This window comes from Photorhabdus cinerea, from assembly GCF_011189575.1.
GTDB classification, from domain to species: domain Bacteria; phylum Pseudomonadota; class Gammaproteobacteria; order Enterobacterales; family Enterobacteriaceae; genus Photorhabdus; species Photorhabdus cinerea.
Map to the genome: position 1 here is coordinate 1 of NZ_PUJW01000003.1, position 21,381 is coordinate 21,381.

Sequence of the window (21,381 nt, forward strand, 5' to 3'; positions counted from 1 at the left end):
CCGGGCTGGTAAATTCAATGGTGTAGCAAAAAGGCTGGCTTAAATATTCCTGCCCGGTAAACGCTAATACATCCAGCGGTGCCTTGTTGCCCCAGACTTTCAGCCGATAACGACTGTGATCAAAGATGACCACTGAGGTTGAAGGGATCATGACTGACTACTCCGTTTCTCTTTTTTTCTGCACACTATCAGTCTGTAAATCCCCTTGAATATTATGAATACGAGATGGGGACATTTCGTTTTGAAAGCTCGGTATCACAAGCCGCTCCTCAATAATAAAATAGAACGAAAGACATGAGTGTCATGTCATCACAAATTTCAGAAATGAAAAACCGGAACCCGCTATTTCCCACAGGCCATTAGCCGGACAGAAAATAAGAAAAAACCGATAAGATGTGTTCAAACAAATATTCAAATTGACCGAACGAGTCATTTCTTAACCAAGGCGATTTTCTAAACAGCTTGACATAAAATCAAGCTATTTTTTGCCATAAAGCACTTTTGTTTAATCTAAATCGGATATAAAAACTAAAGAACTCAATATAGGGTACACAATATATAAACCCAACTTAAACAACACAACATGTATTCAAATAAAAAGGTTGCATTTATTCTCATAAAATGACAGGGATGAAAAATCCTATTACACCAGGATAACTCAATGATAATAAAACTATCATAACCATTATTTTTCAATTGGTTACCTGATTAAGATAAACAGGGCAGATTATTTTTATCCCGACGACACCTCAAATAAAACAGGCGCAAAGAAGAATGATTATCAATTAATTCATACGAACGAGAATAAATGAATATCTGCTTATTTAAACAGGGCAGAAATAACGTTATTACACGTCTGTCCACTCCGCCAGAATAAAGTCCGGTAAATTAATCAGAATACCATGACAATATCAACTAAGCAGATTTACGCTTTGTCGATAACAGCTCCCGGTAATTAACAACGTCATGGTGATAATAAATATGATAGTGAAACTTGTGTTTGTCGCTTGTCCATTGAGGCGGGTCTGCCGGCCAGTAAAATCAGCGTTTTTTTTCCAGACTGCGGCTACTCAACGCTTCTCTGCCAGAAAATGGCTTAACCCACGCCCCATTATTCAGTTTCCCCGCATTACATAATCTGCGGAAGATCTACCTTGTATATTATCGACATGTTTATCTCAATCACGGCACATCGAACGCTTTACCTACTTCACTTAAATTCTGGAACTCACCTGCTGTTCCGGTTGCTTTAGCTTGAATCGAACTCAGGATGTCCTGACGATTAAAAATCGAAGCCTGCAATAACGCAGTCTGTTGCAATGATTCGTAGACACTATGATCACGGCTGTAAAGCATTGCCCGTTTAATCCCATTAATGGCAACTGGAGGCCTATCAGCAATACGCCGAGCGGTCGTCAAAGCCCCGTCGATCAATGCTTCTGTAGAAGGGAAAATCTTTACCACAAGACCTAAATCATGAGCCTGAGCAGCGCTCAACGTATCCCCGGTGAGTGCAAGATAACGGGCCATACCGCCAGGAATAAGGTGTTGCAGACGTTGAAGAATCCCCAAGTCAGCCATCATACCGATATTGGTTTCTTCTATACGAAATTTCGCGTCATCGGAGGCAAAGCAAAAGTCACATGCGGTAATTAAGTCAAATCCGGCCCCAAGACAGGCTCCTTGTACCGCAGCAATGACAGGAAAGCGTGCACGTTCCAATACAGTTATCGCTTCCTGCATTTGCAATAAACTAAACTGCATAGCTTCCCTCTCATGGGGATTAGCTGTATCGACATCTTTACTGGAGGCAAAGATTTGCAGGTCAAGCCCTCCACAAAATACGCGTCCTTGTGCAGAGATCACCATTACCCGCACCTCACCTGAACGACTGAGTTGATCCACTGCTTCAGGAAATAGTTTCCAAAACGCGAGTGTCAAGCTGTTGGCCTTTTCAGGACGACTTAGTTGTAAATGAGCGACTCCATTATCAACGGTGATGATAAAATGCTCATTGGATTGATTAATTATCATAGGAGACTCCTCTTACCAGTTTAAATATGAGACTAGGATTCAACCTTAGCATTGTCAAGCCGCTCGCCTATAATAAGCTTCAGTTAACAAATTCGTTTTAAGCGCACTCCCCAATTTATGTATGCAGAGCGTATCCATTAAGATATATACCGATGGACCAATAGGTGCAAAGTGACTTGGATGTGGTATTTTTTATTTATAAGAATTTTTAACTAAAATAATTTCGGAGAATACCATTCCCTCATGGAATAGGGTTTCTTTGATTAAAATGTTACTCAATGGTTTTGTTTTTTTACATTCAGACGGAAATTATCCGCTTTCTAAAGAGAAAAATTGAAATAATTGGTTTTCATGACAAAAATTTATTCTCTTTCTAAAAAACTTTGTGTAATACTTATGTGGCTACTTGGAGATTAACTTAAATCTAGAGGGTATTACAATGAATCGTACTAAAATTGTACTGGGTGCAGTAGTTCTGGCTTCTACTATGTTGGCTGGTTGTTCAAGTACTGCTAAGGTTGATCAATTGTCTTCCGATATTCAGACTCTGAATGCAAAAGTTGATCAACTGAGCAACGATGTGAACTCAGTACGCACTGACATTCAAGCTGCTAAAGATGAAGCAGCTCGTGCAAATCAGCGTCTGGATAACCAAGTTCGTTCCTACAAAAAATAATTTTTTGTAATTAAGTATAAAAATGGTGCACATATCTGTGCACCATTTTTTTATTAAAATTTTTGTCAGATAAATATTCTCTGACCTCCCTGTCCACAAAAAATCATTAATCTTTCTGATAGATTGGCCCAGGCTGATATAACGGTGGTAATTTAAACGATTCAAATGCGTTTTCATTCACTTCCTGTTCCACATCTTTAATATCGTCTTCTACTGAAGTTAAATTCTCGTCTTTCAGGTTCTGTTGCGTTTCAAGCTGTGTACCTTTACTTACCAATACCGGCATACCAGAACGGCGCACAAGAGCTTGTTCAACAATATTTTTATTCGTCTTGCTATTATCAATGAATTTATTCAGATTAGCTGATCGGACAATTTGTAACGTCTGTGGATCATCATCCTCTTTTTTAGATAACGGCTGGTGTACTTCCACATAACGTCTACCATCTGGTTCTACTGAATATTTAACGGCTTCGTTGATAATCTGTACTCTCGTTCCACGGGGGACACTGTTAAACAGCGCTTCAATATCATCAGGACGCAAACGGATACAACCAGAACTCACGCGCATACCGATACCGAAATCAGCATTAGTACCGTGGATCAGGTATTCTCCGCGCCCGGCAGCTAAGCGCAATGCAAACAATCCCATTGGGTTTTCCGGACCAGCAGGTATAACCGCAGGTAAAGTAATCCCTTGTTCGGCATAATTCTTGCGGATATTTTTAGTCGGCGTCCAAGTTGGGTCCTTGATTAATTGGCTGACAGACGTTGTCATCACCGGCGTATTACGGCCAAGCTGCCCAATGCCAATCGGATAGATGATGACTTTATTTTTTCCTTTAGGAAAATAGTAGAGTCTCAGTTCTGCAAGGTTAATCACAATTCCCTGCCTTGGTGTATCAGGCAACAACATTTGTGATGGAATAATCAATTCAGAACCCGGAGCAGGCAAATAAGGATCGGTACCTGGATTAGCTTCCAGCATTGCCAGTAAACCAATTTTATATTTGGCTGAAATGGCCTCCAGAGAACGCCCGTCATCTGGTACAACAAATATCGTATTTTCGCCAATTAAACGACTATTGGCAGGTGGCAAGGTATATTCTGTAGCGCTGACTGTATTAGTCAACCCACTTAACAATAACATGCCGATAAGCGTTAAAACTTGTTTCATGCTTGCTTCCTGGAATTACTTTTGAATGTTATCGGATAAATTAATCGCAAAAGGTTGAGATCTTATTCCCCTGTCACGGTATATATTATCAGTAGCTAAAGAAACGTGTAAGACTGGTATTTAAACCATTTTACTTGCCGTATTCCGGATAGCACATATCATCGCATGTAGCCCCTGTGTTCGTGATGGTGTCAAATGTTGTTCCAGAGAAAGTCTTGCAAAATATTCCGTCACATCCACATCCAAAATCTCCTGGGGCATCCTATCTTGAAAAAGAATAAAGACAATCGCAACCAGCCCTTTAACAATCGCAGCATCACTGTCACCAGCAAACTCTACTTTACCTTGGTCATTTTTTTTCAGTGAGATCCACACTTGGCTCTGGCAACCTGAGATTAAATACTCAGGTTGGCGCTGTTCATCAATAAGAGAGGGCAATCGCGCCCCCAGTTCAATCATATAGAGATATCTCTCTTCCCAATTCTGACAACGGGAAAAATTACGCAACAATTTATTTTGGTCGGGCAAACTTGCCATGACTTTTTCCTTATCATTTTTTTGATCTACAACCGGCTCAACCAAGCAGTTTTTCGATCCGCTTCAATGCAGCAACAAGTGCATCAATATCTTCTTTCGTTGTATAAATCGCCAGTGATGCTCTGCACATGCTGGAAACCTGATAATGTTCCATTAAAGGAAGTGCACAATGATGCCCAGTACGAATAGCTATTCCATATTGATCAAGGAAACTTCCTACATCATAAGCATGATGGTAACCAAGGTTGAAAGCAATAACCCCCTGACGTAGTTCGGGGCCATACAATTTCAGTGACCTAATCTCCTTCAGTCGTATAATGGCATAATCCATCAGCCCCTGTTCATGTTGCTGAATTTCATCCAGTCCAAGTGAAGAGATATAATCAACAGCAGCACCAAGCCCAATAATTCCCGCCGTATTCGGCGTTCCTGCTTCGAACCGCCACGGTGGTGACGCATAGGTTATCCCTGTTTGTAAGCTGACGTGTTTTATCATCGCCCCACCCCCTTCCCAAGGTGGCATAGCATCCAGAAGGGATTTACGCCCGTAAAGCACGCCGATTCCTGTCGGTCCGTATAATTTATGGCCGGAGAAAACATAGAAATCGCAATCCAGCTTCTGCACATCAACTTTCTTATGCATGATGGCCTGAGCGCCATCAACCAGAATATGTAATTGGGCGCCCTGCTCATTAGCCAATTTTCTGGCCTGTTTTATAATTTCACATACAGGATTTACTGTGCCAAGCACATTAGATAAATGAGTAAAAGAAAGTAATTTGGTACGTGAATCAATCAAGGATGATAAAACCGATTGATCCAGTTCACCATTTTCATCCAACGTCCATATTCTGATTTCACATCCAATCTGTTCTGCCAGCATATACCACGGAACGATATTGGCATGATGTTCCATCTCAGTAATCACAATATTATCGCCGTCATTGATGAATTTGCGGCCATAGCTGTTAGCAACCAGATTAATCCCTTCTGTCGTACCTTTAACGAAAACAATCTCTTCATCACTTTGCGCATGAATAAATTGCGCTATCTGGTGGCGCACGTTTTCAACCATACGAGTAGCCGCAGAACTCAAGGTATGAATTCCCCGATGAACCGCCGCATACTGATGCAAACAAAATTCACCTTCCCGTTCAATAACCTGGACAGGTTTCTGAGCACTGGCAGCACTGTCAAGATAAACCAATGGATTTCCATTAACCTGCTGAGCTAATACCGGGAAATCCTGTTGCACTTTTTTTACAGAAAAAGTCATTTTTCCACTCCCGCCAGACGGTGTTTAATGTGTTCCATGACAACGGATCTCAGGACTTCATCTTCAATAGAGTCAGTAAGTTCGGCAGCAAAAGCAAATACAATCATATGCTGTGCTTCACGTCGGTTGATACCTCGTGATTGCAAATAGAATAGTTGTTCTTCATCTACCCGACCAACGGTCGCACCATGACTGCATTTCACATCATCAGCGTAAATTTCCAATTGTGGTTTGGTATCCACTTCTGCCTGCTTGCCCAATAGCAGATTGTTATTGGTCATTTGTCCATCGGTTTTCAGTGCATGAGGCGCTACTTTGATCATGCCATTGAACACCGCTTTGCTCTGATCCATCACAATTGTTTTATGCAACTGGCGACTTTCACAATAACCGTTGTTATGTTCCAGATAAGTGCGAGTATCTGCAACCTCTTTACCTTGTGGCAACAACAAGCTATTCAGTGATAAATTAGCTCCTTCACTATTAAGCTGCACACTGGTATTGTGCCGGCCAAGCCCCGCCCCTAACAAAAAGCTGGTGCTTTTCACCTGAGCATCTCGACCAATCACAATGTCGTTATGCGCAAAGTGGTAGCTTTCGCTGTTTTCAACGCCCAGTTTTATATGAGTTAAACTGGCATTATCACCCACGTTTGCGGTCAGTCTGCTCCCGGTCATATGGGCTTGCTGCTCATCAATACTGACGAAATGTTCGATCACTTTGGCACTCGCATTAGCCCCCACAGAAATGTGGTAGCGGTAATGGCTAGTATTCAATATTTCACCAGAATAGCCACTCGTCATATTTAGCAGATACAGTGGCTTTGCTGCGATTTGTCCAGCTTTTAATGTGATCACCAAAGGCTGTTGTGCTAAACTTTCTGTTAGATGCAGAAAAATTTCACTCTGTATCGGTGTCGGAAGTTCACTTTTGTTATCCAATAAGCTGAGCTGATAAGGCCCAAATTCACAGGAACTCAGTAAAGGGGAAAAACAACCATCCACCAGCACAACTCGCCAGCAATCTACGGGAATAGCCAGTTGTTCGCACTGTGCTGCTGTCAATTCCCCAGTTTTGATACTGTATTGCTGATTTAGCAGTCGTTCCAGCGGCGTATAGCGCCAGTCTTCATGTCTGAATTGAGGAAAATTGGTTTTGGTTGCTTTCTCCCAATGCATGCTGGCATGCAATGAATCATCACCATGGCGAGAGTGATACAAACCAGCAAAACGTCCTAATGCTTTCTGATTACGTTCTGTAACCTGGCGGGTCTTCTCAGTCCTTTCACTGTTGGTCAATAAGCCAGCCATAACCTTGTTCCTCCAACTTTTTCGCCAGACTGAAATCACCGGATTTAATAATCTGCCCCTGATAAAGCACATGAACAAAATCAGGTTTCACGTAATCCAGAATACGTTGATAATGGGTAACGATAATGAATGAACGGTTCGGATCACGCAGGGAATTCACGCCATTAGCCACAATTTTCAATGCATCAATATCCAACCCTGAATCGGTTTCGTCCAGAATACAAAGCGTCGGTTCCAGCGCGGCCATTTGCAGAATATCATTACGCTTTTTCTCACCGCCGGAAAAACCAACATTGACTGAACGTGTCAACAAGTCTTGTGGCATATTCAGCAATTCAATTTTTTCTTCGATAAAATCGGCAAAATCAAAACGATCCAGAGGCTCCTGATGACGATATTCACGCACAGCGTTTACTGCCGTTTGCAGGAAGAATTGATTGCTGACACCGGGAATTTCTACCGGATATTGAAAAGCAAGAAAAATCCCTTCACCGGCCCGTTCTTCCGGATCAAGTTCAAGTAAATCTTTTCCTTTAAAAGTGATGCCACCATCATCAATTTCATATTCTTCACGGCCAGCTAACGTTGCTGATAATGTACTTTTGCCAGACCCATTTGGCCCCATAATGGCATGGACTTCACCAGGTTTAACTTCAAGATTTAATCCTTTTAGAATTTCATTACCTTCAACACTGACTCGTAAGTTTTTAACACTTAACATATTACATGCCTTCGAACGACTTAACGTTCTGTCATAAAAAAGGGAAACAGGGAGAACTTATCCAACGCTGTGCTCAAGGCTAATCGCCAACAATTTTTGCGCTTCAACGGCAAATTCAAGGGGAAGTTCAGAGAACACATCCTTACAGAAGCCATTAACAATCATTGAAATCGCATCATCTTCACTGATGCCGCGTTGCAGGCAATAGAACAACTGATCTTCACCAATGCGGGAAGTTGTCGCTTCATGCTCAAGTTGCGCGGTATTGTTCTGTACTTCTACATAAGGGAAAGTATGCGCGCCACATTCGGTTCCAATCAGCATGGAATCACATTGGGTATAGTTACGGGCGTTTTCTGCTCCCGGCAGTATTTTTACCAACCCACGATAACTGTTCTGGCTACGGCCAGCAGAAATGCCTTTTGAGATGATGGTCGATTTAGTGTTACGGCCAATATGGATCATCTTGGTGCCCGTATCTGCCTGTTGAGTACCATTAGTCAGGGCAACAGAGAAAAATTCCCCAATCGAGTTATCCCCTTTCAGGATCACGCTCGGATATTTCCAGGTAATTGCTGAACCCGTTTCAGATTGGGTCCAGGACATCTTGGCATTTTCACCTTCACACAACGCTCTTTTAGTCACAAAGTTGAGAATTCCTCCTGCACTATCACCACCTGAAAACCAGTTCTGTACTGTGGAATATTTCACTTCTGCATCTTTATGGATAATCACTTCCACAACAGCGGCATGAAGTTGATAGTTGTCACGTACAGGGGCGGAGCATCCTTCTATATAGCTGACATAGCTGCCTTCATCAGCAATTAGAATAGTCCGCTCAAATTGACCCGTTTTAGCAGCATTGATACGAAAATAGGTGGATAGCTCCATCGGACAACGAACCCCTTTTGGTACATAAACAAAAGTACCATCAGAAGCAACAGCTGAATTCAGTGCAGCAAAGAAGTTGTCGTGGCTTGCAACCACACTACCAAGGTATTTCCGAACTAATTCAGGATATTCCTGTATCGCTTCACTGAATGAGCAAAAAATAATGCCCTCTTTCGCTAGCTTATCCCGATACGTTGTTGAAACAGACACAGAATCAAAAATAGCATCTACTGCAACAGCTTCTCCTTCTCGTACAGGAACGCCTAGCTTATCAAATGCCTCTTCAATTTCTGCCGTCAAATAGTTACCAGTTTGCTCTGCACCAGACTGCGAACTACAACTATCATCACAAGCACCACATGAAGGTGCTGAATAGTAGCTGTAGTCCTGGTAATCAAGATTAGGGTAATTCGCTTTTAACCAATGTGGTTCTTCCATTCCCTGCCAATGGCGATAAGCCTCTAGCCGAAACTCAAGCATCCACTCAGGTTCATTGCGTTTTGTGGAAATTGCTCGCACAACTTCTTCACTCAAACCTTTAGCTAACTCATCCGTCGCTACCTGAGTGAAAAAACCTTCTTTATAACGATGATCGCTGAGCCAAGTCTGCACATCGTCGCTGATTTCTACATTGCTCTGAGACATATATTGGTACACTTATATACCAAAGCTTTCACCACACCCACAGGCATGTTGTGCTTTTGGATTATTGAATTTAAATATCTGATTTAAACCTTCACGAACAAAATCCACTTCAGTACCATCAATAAATGGCATGGCTTTCAAAGGGACATACAAACATGCTCCTTCATTCTCATACCTTAGATCGTCAGGTGCAGGATCGTTAACCATCTCAAACACATAGCCAAAGCCTGCACATCCTGATTGCTTAACACCCAGATATAATCCTTTGCTTTGTGGATTTTGCTGCATCAATTTTAAGATCTGTACTGCAGCTCTCTCTGTGATGGTAATTCCTTGCCATGCCGTTTCATTCAGAGAGAAAGTTTCAACACTATTTGTCATCGTTAACCTCATATTTTCTATGGCAGTTTTTCGCCACTGTTATCGGAGTCTTCTCCTCTTATTATAATGGTAATGATAACCCTTATCACTTCAACCATTTGTTTTAAGAGGATATACATTAAATAGATTAAATTTTATTCGAATGCAGGGGTTTATGTTCATTCCATATGAAAGGTATATCTTTAATTTACTGTTTTATCTATAAATTACTAGTTTGATCAACTGTGCTATTTTTTGCTTATCGACGTAAGACAAAAAGCACAAAAGGTTCATTAGGGATACTATTTGAGGTGAACTTTCAGATATACCGGAAATGCAGAGCAAGAGTTGCTATTATGATCATAATATATACAAATAAAGTTTCTATTTAATTAACTCAATTAAACGTATTCAGAAATAATCTTATCTATATATTACGCTCTTAATATGCCTTCCTTTATTCTATTAATAGCTTTATTAACCGCTAATTTAATTTGAAAGTATTACGTGACCATAATAAATATTTGCAAGACCTTGCAGATCATGCGAATAAACGTATACTGCCTCCGGGTGCTTGAGACTTTCTGTCTTGAGCATTGTGTTCTAGGCAGAAAGAGAAAAGCCCCATCCGACTATAAATCGAAATGAGGCTACTCCTTATGCCCAACAACGTAAGGCTAGCCTCTTACCTGACAAAAAGCAAGGAGAGAAGGCTATGAAGCCGCAAAAAATCGTAATATTTAGTTTGATCGTTATTTGTGTGACGTTACTTCTGTTCACATGGATAACAAGGGGTTCACTCTGTAAACTCCATATAAAACGAGGTAATACAGAGGTTGCGGCAATCATGGCTTACGAATCCAGCAACAGGTAAGGCAGCCTTGGCGGGAGGTTTTTACTCCCGCCCTTTTAGATGTTGTTATGGCTTGGATCTCAGGCACCCTTCATATTTAAGTGGAATTAAACATAAATTAAAACCGGTGAAATTTTAGCATTAATTGATATATCGGCGTTTACAGACTTAAATAAAAATTTGCAATTAGGTTTTTATCTATTCCAGCATTAATTTCCTCAATATAATTTAACATTTAAATTCATCGGATATATATAAGAAAATCAAATAATCCATAACATTATAAAAATATCAACAAGATCCAGGAAATATATATATTCCCTAGATGGACATCACAAATAAATTTAATTACCTTGAAAGATAACTTTTTCACTTAAATAGTAGGTTATCATCCATACAATAACCTACTTTTACTTTTGTTTTATACCCGTTATCTTTCAAGTTGCCTCTTTGTTGGCTGCACTCACTCACCCCGGTCACAGAGTTATCTATGCTCCCGGGGATTCGTTCCCTTGCCGTCGCGATACATCTTGAAATCCATTGGGTATATATATTTTATCCAGGTAAAACTGATGTGGTTAATCGGGAAGTGCAACATAGATGTTGCCGATCATCAAAAATATCGATTCCCCATACCTGATGATTACGCCCAAGGTGGAGAGGTCTACACACCCCTTTCACCTCACCACTGCGAACAGAACGGATATGGTTAGCATTTATTTCCAGCCCGACAACTTTTTCCTCACCTTCAGAACAGAGATACCCAGCCAAAGAACCAAGTGATTCTGCTAATACAACCGACGCCCCACCATGTAATAAGCCAAATGGTTGCTGGGTGCGATAATCAACCGGCATTGTACCTTCGATAAAGTTATCACCGATATGCGTGATTTTTATGCCCAGATGGCCCATCATACATTGGCTACTCACTTGATTCAGGCTCTCCAGTCCAATATCACGTTTCCAAATCATGGGATTATCTCCAATAAAGCTTGCAACGGATGCTTAAGTACTTGCCCTTCTATCCGCTTAACCTGACTACGGCAGGAATAACCAGAACTCAGGCAACGCTCCAATGGTAGTTTTTGCAAGGCAGGTTGCCAGGATAATTTATAGATACCAATAGAGTGTTTTATGTTTTTGTTTTCATGACCATACGTTCCAGCCATTCCACAGCAGCCTACACTGATATTATCCAGCTTGCTACCCAGCCGATGGAAAATTTTTTCCCACTGTTTACTACTGCCCGGTAGCATAGTCACTTCCGTACAATGTCCTAACAGATACCATTTATCTCTGGGCGCTTCTTTATTACCCATTTTCTCTGGCAAAGCATTGATCAGCCATTCATGCACAAGCTGAACCTCAAACTTGCCTCGCTGTTCACCAAGAATATCGTTGTATTCATCCCGGTAACACAATACCAATGCGGGATCAACACCAACCATAGGAATCCCCAGCTCAGATACCCGATTAAGGAAATCTGACGTTTTTCTGGCCGTTTTAGCAAAATGGGATAAAAATCCTTTGATATGTTGAGCCTTACCATTAGGAGAAAATGGCAACAATATCGGTTTATATCCTAATTTTTCTACCAAATAGGCAAAGTCAGCCACAACTTTAGCATCGTAATAGCTAGTAAACGGGTCCTGAACAATCAACACATGTTTATCACGGTGGGTCTGATCCATTTTTTCAAGCTGTTCTAAAGTGGTAGAAAGCGCATAATGGCCAGCAAGCTGCTGGTGTAATGTCGGGCTGGATAATAAAGGTAAATCCACCATCCCGATGGTACGGCGGCTCAATTCCTGCACCCACGGTTGTTTTAGGAAGAAATTAAATACCTGCGGTGCCTTAGCCATTAATGGCGTACTGCTTTCCGCGCCTGCCACAATATGATCACGTAAAGGGCGAAAATAGCGACCATGATATAACTCAAGAAAACGTGCTCGAAATGATGGCACATCAATTTTGATCGGGCACTGTGTTGAACAAGCTTTGCATGCCAGACAACCAGACATTGCCTCTTTTACTTCATGAGAAAAATCATACTCTCCACGCCATGCTTGCCAGCTATTACGCGTCTTTTCAATCAGCCCACGCAGGCTTGGTCGTTTTTGTTCCAATCCCTGTTGTAGCAGTTTCAGGTCCATGCCCTGTTCAGTTAAAAGACGAAGCCATTCACGCACTAATGTTGCCCGTCCTTTCGGCGAGTGGATGCGCTGTTGGCTAATTTTCATTGATGGACACATCGGGCTTTTCACATCGAAATTAAAACAGAGTCCATTTCCATTACACGCCATAGCGCCACGGAATGTATTTCTTATATTTATCGGAATTTCCCGGTCATAAGTTCCTCGTTTGACCGCGTCGACTTTCATCATCGGCGCATCAACGCCAATCGGTGAACAAATTTTACCCGGATTCAAACGGTTATCTGGGTCAAAGGCAGCCTTAATCCGACGCAATTCTTCATACAGGGTGCTACCGAAAAATTCAGGGCTGTATTCAGCACGAAATCCTTTACCATGTTCCCCCCACAACAAACCACCATAACGTGCCGTGAGGCGGACAATTTCATCAGAAATCTGTTTCATTAGTATCTCTTGCTGAGGATCACACATATCCAGCGCTGGACGAACATGCAACACACCAGCATCTACATGACCAAACATACCATAGCTAAGATGATGGCTATCCAATAGCTGTCGGAATTCTACAATATAATCAGCGAGATGTTGTGGCGGTACGCAAGTATCTTCCACAAACGGGATCGGTTTCGCAGCACCCTTACTGTTACCTAGCAAACCAACGGATTTCTTGCGCATCGCATAAATACGCTCAATATCATCCAACTCCCGACAAACTTGATAACCAATAACACCCGCCTGCTTGCCATCCATAAGTTCATCAAGACGCTGACAAAGGGTTGTTACTTGCTGATCTATTAGTTGTTGGTCATCACCACTGAATTCAACAATGTTCAATCCCTGCATATCCTTACCAGGCACATCAGTAATCAACTCTTTCACTGAATGCCAGACGATATCCTCACGCGCTAAATTCAGCACCCTGGAATCTACAGTTTCAACTGATAAAGCCTTTGCATTCACCATAAAAGGCGCATTACGCAGTGCAGAATCAAATGAATCATATTTTACGTTCACCAATCGCCTGACTTTCGGCAACGGTGTAATATTCAGAACAGCTTCCGTAATAAAAGCCAGCGTTCCCTCTGAACCAGTCAAGATACGGCCTAAATCAAACTTCTGCATATCATCACTGAAAACATGGCGCAAATCATAACCTGTCAGAAAACGATTAAGTTTAGGGAATTTTTCAACGATAAGTTCACGTTGTTCACGGCAACGGTTAAGCACCGTGTTATAAATACGACCTGTAACAGAATCTTCTTGCGCAATCGATTCCGCCAGCTCTATGTCCATAGAGCGGGTATCAAGTAGCTCTCCACCCAACAAAACTGCCCGTAAACCAAGAACATGATCAGAAGTTTTACCATATACCAACGAACCCTGACCGGACGCATCGGTATTAATCATTCCTCCCAACGTCGCGCGATTACTGGTTGAAAGCTCCGGTGAAAAAAAATAACCATACGGACGCAAATATTGATTCAGTTGATCTTTAATCACACCCGCTTCCACTCTCACCCAACCCTGCTCTGGGTTAATTTCAAGGATGCGATTCATATAACGGGACATATCTACCACGATACCACTATTAAGAGCCTGTCCGTTTGTACCTGTCCCGCCTCCGCGCGGAGTAAATGTTAAATTCTGGTATTTTTTTTCACCTGCGATACGAGCCAGCAAAACTACATCGGCTCCGGATCGGGGGAAAATAACAGACTGTGGTAATAGCTGATAGATACTGTTATCTGTCGCCATTGTCAGACGATCTGCATAGCTGTTTGTAGCATCTCCGGTAAACCCGTGCTCTTTCAGTGTATTCAAGAATTCCTGAGCCAACTCACTGACGTGAGGTGCTTGTGATATGCGTGGGATCATTATCGTTTTGACCCTTGTAAAATGAGTGTCCACATTGCTTTATTTATACTACTCTTTGAGTTTGATACCTTAGTCAGTCGTAACAATTAATCACTGCTAACTCATTTATCTGAGAAGGCAAGCGTTTACCTTATCATAATATTCACCTATTTTGAGTAACTTATAGATAACATCTTATTTATTGATTATCTTTATCGCCACTGAATTACTTAGAGAAATTAACTTATGGACAAATCACAACCGCATTATGATCTACCAAAGTTATTGTTTACCTTAATTTTTCTTTCACTCTTAATCGTTACCAGCTTCTGGGTAATGAAACCCTTTATCCTTGGTTTTGTCTGGGCCGGAATGGTTGTTATCGCCACCTGGCCTTTACTGGAAAAACTACAGAACGGCTTATGGGGTAAACGCTGGCTTGCTGTCGCGATTATGACGTTATTACTTATTCTGTTATTTGTGATCCCGATTGTATTGCTGGTCAGTAGCTTGTTAGAAAACAGCGGGCCATTAATTGCGTGGGCTAAATCCCCTACTAATTTTCAAATGCCGGCCATGACCTGGCTGAACGATATTCCTCTAGTTGGTGATAAGCTTTACAGTGGCTGGAATTCACTGATTACTGATGGTGGAAATGTTCTGATTGCCAAAGTTCAGCCCTATATTGGAGAAGCTGCAACCTGGTTCTTTACCCAAGCAGCAAATGCCGGACGCTTTGTTTTCCATCTTGCTTTGATGGTGCTATTCAGTGTGTTGTTATATCTGAAAGGTGAGCAAGTGACGATGAGTATTCGCCATTTTGCCATTCGCCTGGCGGATAAACGTGGAGATGCCGCCATCCTGCTGGCAGCACAATCTATCCGTGCTGTAGCGCTCGGCGTGGTCGTTACTGCTCTGGTTCAAGCTATTATCGGTGGTCTTGGCTTGGCTGTTGCGGATATTCCTTATGCTACATTGCTGACAGTACTTATGTTTGTCTGTTGTGTTGCCCAGATCGGTCCATTGCTGATTTTAGTTCCTGCTGTTGCTTGGCTTTACTGGACAGGTGATACAGCTTGGGGTACCGCGCTATTGGTCTGGAGCTGTGTAGTCACAACAATGGATGGATTTCTTCGTCCATTTTTAATCCGTCTGGGCGCAGATTTGCCTATGGCCCTAATATTAACCGGTGTTATTGGCGGGATACTCTCATTCGGAATGATTGGTCTATTTATCGGACCCGTTGTGTTGGCTGTTGCTTATCGTTTATTAATTGCATGGATGAATGAAATTCCAGAACCTGAAAATGATTTGACAGAAACTGAAAAATATCTGGAACAGAAATTCTCAGAATAATTTGTATAACAATTAATTTTGCCGCATACAGCGAAAGAGGATTAACTCTTTCGCTTAAATATAGCTTTATACAGACACATCTAATCATTCATCTGAAATACGAGTTTATTAAATATAAATATTGTCAAATAAATGTTAAAAAAAGGTTAAATATCGCCATTTTTACCCATAAATAATACGTAAATTAGGACTATTCTTAATGAATAAACTATTCAACTAAATTAATATAAACGGGCTATGAACGAGACGTTTATTTCTCCTTTTGATGGTTCTAGTAATTAGGAACGCGTATATTGCTGTGTGTAGTCTTTGCCTATCGAGCCCACGATAGGCTTTTTTTTACTATTTTTATGCTTTTCTAGAGTCATGTCATCCGTTGCTCTAGCCATTAAAAAAACCCGCCATTGCTTTGACGGGCTTCCAGCTCAACGGTGTATTATCCGGAGTTAACTCTCTTTTGCTAATCCTAACCAAGTTTTTACAACGGTATCTGGATTTAATGACAGGCTATCAATCCCCTCTTTCATCAACCAGTGCGCAAAATCCTGATGGTCTGAAGGCCCTTGACCACAAATTCCCACATATTTGTTTTGACGCTTAGCCGCCTGAATAGCTAACGAAAGCATCGCCTTAACCGCATCATTACGTTCATCAAATAGTTCAGATACCACACCGGAATCCCGGTCCAAGCCAAGAGTAAGTTGAGTCATATCGTTAGAGCCAATAGAGAAACCATCAAAGTGTTCAAGGAACTGTTCTGCCAGAATTGCGTTGGACGGGATCTCGCACATCATAATGACTTTCAGTCCATTTTCACCACGCCTCAATCCTTGCAATGCCAGCTCAGTAACAACAGCTTCAGCCTGAGCAACAGTACGCACAAATGGGATCATAATTTCAACGTTTGTCAGCCCCATATCATTACGTACACGTTTAACCGCTTCACATTCTAATGCAAAACAATTACGGAAGCTGTCAGAGACATAACGGCCCGCACCACGGAACCCCAACATAGGGTTCTCTTCATCAGGTTCATAAATGTCGCCACCAACCAAGTTAGCATATTCATTGGATTTAAAGTCAGACAGACGAACAATAACCCGTTTCGGCCAAAATGCAGCCGCCAGAGTGGCGATCCCTTCAGTCAGGCGCCCAACATAAAATCCAACCGGATCATCATAACCCGCCATCAGAGATTTTATCTCTTGCTGCAATTCCGGGGTTTGCTGATCAAACTCCAATAATGCGCGGGGATGAACACCAATCATCCGGTTAATAATAAACTCCAAACGAGCAAGACCTACACCTTCATTCGGTAAACGGGCAAAATCAAATGCACGGTCTGGGTTACCAACGTTTAACATAATTTTCACATTAAGCGCTGGTAATTGATCTACCTGAGAGCTTTGCACCGTGAAATCCAGTTGATTCTGGTAAACAAAACCGGTATCACCTTCCGCACAGGAAACCGTCACCTGCTGATTTTCTTTCAAACGTTCTGTTGCATCACCACATCCAACAACTGCCGGTATTCCCAACTCGCGAGCAATAATTGCTGCATGACAGGTGCGGCCACCACGATTAGTTACAATTGCAGCCGCCTTTTTCATAATCGGCTCCCAATCCGGATCAGTCATATCAGTGACTAAAACATCACCCGGTTGGATACGCTCCATTTCATTTAAGTTATGGATAACTTTTACTATACCTGAACCAATACGATGACCTATAGCACGTCCTTCCACTAATACTTGACCTCGTTCATTCAGTTGGTAACGTTCCATAACCTGCTGGTTTGAGCGGACAGTCTCAGGGCGAGCCTGAACAATGTATAACTTGCCATTATGACCATCTTTGGCCCATTCAATATCCATTGGACGACCATAATGTTTTTCAATCAACAGAGCCTGACGAGCCAGCATTTCGACTTCTTCATCAGTTAAAGAGAAACGATTGCGTTGTGATTCTGGCACATCTTCGATACGTACTTGCTTACCATGCTCTTTATTATCAGCGTAGATCATATGCAGCTTTTTAGAGCCAAGATTGCGGCGAACAATTGCTGGCTTACCTTTATTCAGCGTTGGCTTATGAACATAGAATTCATCCGGGTTTACTGCCCCCTGAACAACCATTTCACCCAAGCCGTAAGCCGAGGTAATAAATACAACCTGATCAAATCCTGATTCAGTATCAATAGTAAACATCACACCAGACGAGGCGAGATCAGAACGAACCATACGTTGTATACCCGCTGACAGAGCAACCCCTCGATGGTCATAGCCCTGATGGACACGATAGGAAATAGCGCGATCATTAAACAATGAAGCAAATACATGCTTAATGGCAATCATCACAGCATCAATACCTTGTACGTTCAAAAAAGTTTCCTGCTGACCAGCAAAAGAAGCATCTGGCATATCTTCAGCAGTTGCAGAAGAACGTACAGCAAAAGAGGCTTCTGGCTCCCCGTCGGACAATTGTTGATAAGCATCTTGAATATCTTTTTCCAACTGCGGAGTAAATGGCGTATCTATCACCCATTGGCGAATTTGTGCCCCCGCTTTAACCAGTTGATTTACATCATCAACATCAGTTTCATCCAGCAAATTATAAATACGCTGATTGACGCCGCTTTGTTCCAGAAAATCATTAAATGCCCGTGCTGTCGTAGCAAAACCATTCGGGATAGAAACCCCCAATTCTGACAGATTCGTGATCATTTCTCCCAGGGAGGCGTTTTTACCACCCACCCGGTCAACATCATGCATACCTAATTGGTTATACCAAAGCACATTACACGGGGTGAGGTCATTATTGGGCATTAAAACAATCCTTTTAACATTCATGGGGTACAAGTTGGAAAATGGGTACTGCACTTAGCAGTCGTAAATAGACTAACACAATGTTTTGACACACATAGAAAGGTGAATCGATCAACCAAACAATATTATTTTTTTGCAGGTATAATCTGTAAAAAACCGATATCCTGCTTCGCTTAACTGAGCAATTTACAAAGACAAAAGGCCACTATAAATATCATGACAAAAGCCAGACTAGAAATATCAGGAGAAAATAACAATGTTGAACGCACCGTTTTCTTTATTTCCGATGGAACAGCAATTACCGCAGAAGTATTGGGTCATGCAGTATTATCGCAATTTCCTATTAAAGTAACCTCACACACTCTCCCTTTTGTTGCAAGTGAAGATCGCGCAAAAGAAATAAAGCAACAAATAAACCAAATATATCAAGATACGCGTATAAGACCTTTAGTTTTCTATTCTATTATCTCTTCTGGAGTGCAAAATATTATTACCAGTAGTGAAGGATTTTGTCAGGATATTGTCCAAACACTAGTCGCTCCATTACAGAAAGAAACCGGATTGGAACCAAAACCTGAACTTAACCGCACCCATGGTCTGACGGAGCAGAACCTTAGCCAGTATGATGCACGCATAGCCGCTATTGATTATGCTCTGGCGCATGATGATGGTATCTCTTTACGCAATCTTGACCAAGCGCAGGTTATTCTACTAGGCGTATCTCGCTGTGGAAAAACCCCTACCAGCCTCTATTTAGCCATGCAATTTGGTATCCAGGCTGCAAATTATCCTTTTACTGCGGACGATATGGATAATTTGCAACTACCTGCAACATTAAAACAATTTCAGCATAAGTTATTCGGTTTAACTATAAGCCCTGAACGACTGGCCACTATTAGGGAAGAACGCCGAGAAAATAGCCGTTATGCATCATTAAGGCAATGTAGAATAGAAATTTCTGAAGTTGAAGCTTTATTCCGTAAGAATAAGATTAATTATCTTAATACCACCAATTATTCTGTTGAAGAAATCTCGACCAAAATAATTGACATAATGAAGCTAAAACGCCGAATGTTTTAAGAACATATCAATATGAATAATTGAAAAAATTTATCATATGACTAACTATATTGTTTGTTCGATTTAGTCATTTTCGTTTATTGTAATTTCAATTATCCATATATACCCAATAGATTTCAATTTGCAGCGCGGCGGCAAATGAACGCATCCTCAGGAGCATAGATAACGATGTGACTGGGGTAAGTGAACGCAGCCAACAAAGCAGCAACTTGAAGGATGAAGGGTATAAACATACTCGCTAGTGTGAAACAAACATTGAGAAAATATATGTCCAGAACAGATGGTTTAAGGACTCATCACGTCGATAGTCTGATAACACCTCAAGCCCTTACGATTCAATTTCCTATATCCGAAAAAATCGCCAAAAATGTGACAACGTCACGGAAACGTATTGAAGCCATTTTATCAGGTAATGACCCACGACTTATGGTTATCGTCGGTCCCTGTTCTATTCATGATATTGATGCTGCTTTAGATTATGCTCATCGACTGAATACATTACGCGAAAAATACCAGCATAGACTGGAAATTGTTATGCGTACTTATTTTGAGAAACCACGCACAGTCGTGGGCTGGAAAGGTCTTATTTCAGATCCAGACCTCGACGGCTCCTGTCAGGTTAATCGTGGTATTACTCTGGCCCGGAAATTATTGGTTGACGTAAATGAATTGGGTTTACCCACTGCAACCGAATTTCTGGATATAGTGACCAGCCAGTATATTGCTGATCTGATTAGTTGGGGAGCTATCGGTGCCAGAACAACTGAAAGTCAGATTCACCGTGAAATGGCATCAGCACTCTCCTGCCCGATTGGTTTTAAAAACGGAACTGATGGCAACACTCGTATCGCAATAGATGCCATCCGGGCAGCCAGTGCCAGTCATACATTCTTATCGCCGGATAAGCATGGTCAAATGACTATCTACCAAACTGAAGGCAATCCACACGGTCATATTATTATGCGTGGAGGTAAACAACCCAATTACAGTGCCGGAGATATTGCCTCAACTTGTGATCAACTACGTGAATTTGATTTACCGGAGCATTTAGTCGTCGATTTTAGCCACGGTAATTGTCAGAAAATACACAAACGCCAACTGGATGTAGCAAAAGAGGTAGGTCAACAGATCCAGAATGGTTCTACAGCAATTGTCGGTGTGATGGCTGAAGGCTTTCTGGTTGAAGGCTCTCAAAAAATCATTCCGGGGCAGCCACTGAATTACGGCCAATCTATCACAGATCCTTGCCTGAGCTGGCAAGATACAGAACAACTTATTGAAATTCTTGCCAAAGCAGTAAATTCTCGCTTCTGAATCTTTTCCTGAGTTAGCCTTTTTGATTCATAAAAGGCTAACTGACAATACATTAATAACTTGCATTAATATATTGATCTTGAACGTTAAAAATATTACTTGAAGTCATCTCTCCATATAACGATAATGATTCTCAATATAATAATGGTTAGTATTCTCTAAGTGGATCTATGACTAAAAATTCTACTAATTTCACCAAACTAAAACCGATAAACTAATATTAACTAAATATAAAGACAACTCAGCTAGCCACCCAGAACATGTATCGGAGCAGTTAGCTATTCCATAAATCACAACATATTATTATGGGGATTCGTTT

At 41.5% G+C, this 21,381-nt stretch carries 16 protein-coding genes; 5 read left to right on the plus strand and 11 right to left on the minus strand.

Annotation, left to right across the window (positions count from 1 at the left end; all coding sequences use genetic code 11):
* Positions 1 to 1,182 precede the first annotated feature (1,182 nt).
* Positions 1,183 to 2,034: an enoyl-CoA hydratase-related protein gene (locus C5469_RS03510; RefSeq protein ID WP_166302399.1), complete on the minus strand. Its 852-nt coding sequence runs from the start codon at positions 2,032 to 2,034 to the stop codon at positions 1,183 to 1,185.
* A 439-nt stretch (positions 2,035 to 2,473) separates the two neighbouring features.
* Here C5469_RS03510 and C5469_RS03515 point away from each other — a divergent pair, with 439 nt between their 5' ends.
* Positions 2,474 to 2,710 carry a major outer membrane lipoprotein gene (locus C5469_RS03515; protein ID WP_036774799.1) on the plus strand — a complete coding sequence of 79 codons (237 nt, stop codon included), beginning with the start codon at positions 2,474 to 2,476 and terminating at the stop codon, positions 2,708 to 2,710.
* Positions 2,711 to 2,816: 106 nt separating this feature from the next.
* On the opposite strand, the gene C5469_RS03520 is transcribed toward C5469_RS03515, so the two are convergent.
* From C5469_RS03520 to sufA, 7 genes are all read right to left on the minus strand, one after another.
* Positions 2,817 to 3,887, minus strand: a complete 1,071-nt coding sequence (locus C5469_RS03520) for a L,D-transpeptidase family protein (protein ID WP_166302402.1) — start codon at positions 3,885 to 3,887, stop codon at positions 2,817 to 2,819.
* Between the two features lie 120 nt (positions 3,888 to 4,007).
* Positions 4,008 to 4,424: a cysteine desulfuration protein SufE gene (gene sufE / locus C5469_RS03525; protein WP_166302404.1), complete on the minus strand. Its 417-nt coding sequence runs from the start codon at positions 4,422 to 4,424 to the stop codon at positions 4,008 to 4,010.
* A 37-nt stretch (positions 4,425 to 4,461) separates the two neighbouring features.
* Entirely contained in the window at positions 4,462 to 5,700 is a 1,239-nt protein-coding gene (gene sufS, locus C5469_RS03530; RefSeq protein ID WP_166302407.1) for a cysteine desulfurase SufS, read from the minus strand.
* Complete coding sequence (gene sufD / locus C5469_RS03535; RefSeq protein ID WP_166302410.1) at positions 5,697 to 7,010, minus strand: Fe-S cluster assembly protein SufD; 1,314 nt, start codon at positions 7,008 to 7,010, stop codon at positions 5,697 to 5,699. Before sufD ends, sufS begins: the two co-directional genes overlap by 4 nt.
* The gene (sufC, locus tag C5469_RS03540) at positions 6,985 to 7,731 is read right to left on the minus strand and encodes a Fe-S cluster assembly ATPase SufC (RefSeq protein WP_166302413.1); all 747 of its coding nucleotides are present in this window, start codon (positions 7,729 to 7,731) and stop codon (positions 6,985 to 6,987) included. The genes sufD and sufC overlap by 26 nt, the downstream gene beginning before the upstream one ends.
* A gap of 57 nt (positions 7,732 to 7,788) precedes the next feature.
* The gene (gene sufB / locus C5469_RS03545) at positions 7,789 to 9,267 is read right to left on the minus strand and encodes a Fe-S cluster assembly protein SufB (protein ID WP_166302416.1); all 1,479 of its coding nucleotides are present in this window, start codon (positions 9,265 to 9,267) and stop codon (positions 7,789 to 7,791) included.
* Positions 9,268 to 9,279: 12 nt separating this feature from the next.
* A complete protein-coding gene (gene sufA, locus C5469_RS03550; protein WP_166302420.1) occupies positions 9,280 to 9,648 on the minus strand; it encodes a Fe-S cluster assembly scaffold SufA in 369 nt (122 codons plus the stop codon).
* A 694-nt stretch (positions 9,649 to 10,342) separates the two neighbouring features.
* On the opposite strand from sufA, the gene C5469_RS03555 reads away from it, so the two are divergent.
* The gene (locus C5469_RS03555; protein ID WP_166302423.1) at positions 10,343 to 10,501 is read left to right on the plus strand and encodes a Hok/Gef family protein; all 159 of its coding nucleotides are present in this window, start codon (positions 10,343 to 10,345) and stop codon (positions 10,499 to 10,501) included.
* Between the two features lie 534 nt (positions 10,502 to 11,035).
* Here the strand turns inward: C5469_RS03555 and C5469_RS03560 are convergent.
* Complete coding sequence (locus C5469_RS03560; protein WP_166302426.1) at positions 11,036 to 11,452, minus strand: hotdog fold thioesterase; 417 nt, start codon at positions 11,450 to 11,452, stop codon at positions 11,036 to 11,038.
* The gene (ydiJ, locus tag C5469_RS03565; RefSeq protein WP_166302429.1) at positions 11,449 to 14,508 is read right to left on the minus strand and encodes a D-2-hydroxyglutarate dehydrogenase YdiJ; all 3,060 of its coding nucleotides are present in this window, start codon (positions 14,506 to 14,508) and stop codon (positions 11,449 to 11,451) included. The genes C5469_RS03560 and ydiJ overlap by 4 nt, the downstream gene beginning before the upstream one ends.
* A gap of 225 nt (positions 14,509 to 14,733) precedes the next feature.
* On the opposite strand from ydiJ, the gene ydiK reads away from it, so the two are divergent.
* Complete coding sequence (gene ydiK, locus C5469_RS03570) at positions 14,734 to 15,843, plus strand: AI-2E family transporter YdiK (RefSeq protein ID WP_166302432.1); 1,110 nt, start codon at positions 14,734 to 14,736, stop codon at positions 15,841 to 15,843.
* 446 nt (positions 15,844 to 16,289) lie between these two features.
* On the opposite strand, the gene ppsA is transcribed toward ydiK, so the two are convergent.
* Positions 16,290 to 18,668, minus strand: coding sequence for a phosphoenolpyruvate synthase (ppsA, locus tag C5469_RS03575; RefSeq protein ID WP_166302435.1), 2,379 nt, complete (start codon positions 18,666 to 18,668; stop codon positions 16,290 to 16,292).
* A 216-nt stretch (positions 18,669 to 18,884) separates the two neighbouring features.
* On the opposite strand from ppsA, the gene ppsR reads away from it, so the two are divergent.
* Positions 18,885 to 19,748: a posphoenolpyruvate synthetase regulatory kinase/phosphorylase PpsR gene (ppsR, locus tag C5469_RS03580; RefSeq protein ID WP_166302438.1), complete on the plus strand. Its 864-nt coding sequence runs from the start codon at positions 18,885 to 18,887 to the stop codon at positions 19,746 to 19,748.
* Between the two features lie 267 nt (positions 19,749 to 20,015).
* The gene (locus tag C5469_RS03585; RefSeq protein WP_166302441.1) at positions 20,016 to 21,062 is read left to right on the plus strand and encodes a 3-deoxy-7-phosphoheptulonate synthase; all 1,047 of its coding nucleotides are present in this window, start codon (positions 20,016 to 20,018) and stop codon (positions 21,060 to 21,062) included.
* The last annotated feature ends 319 nt before the right edge of the window (positions 21,063 to 21,381 follow it).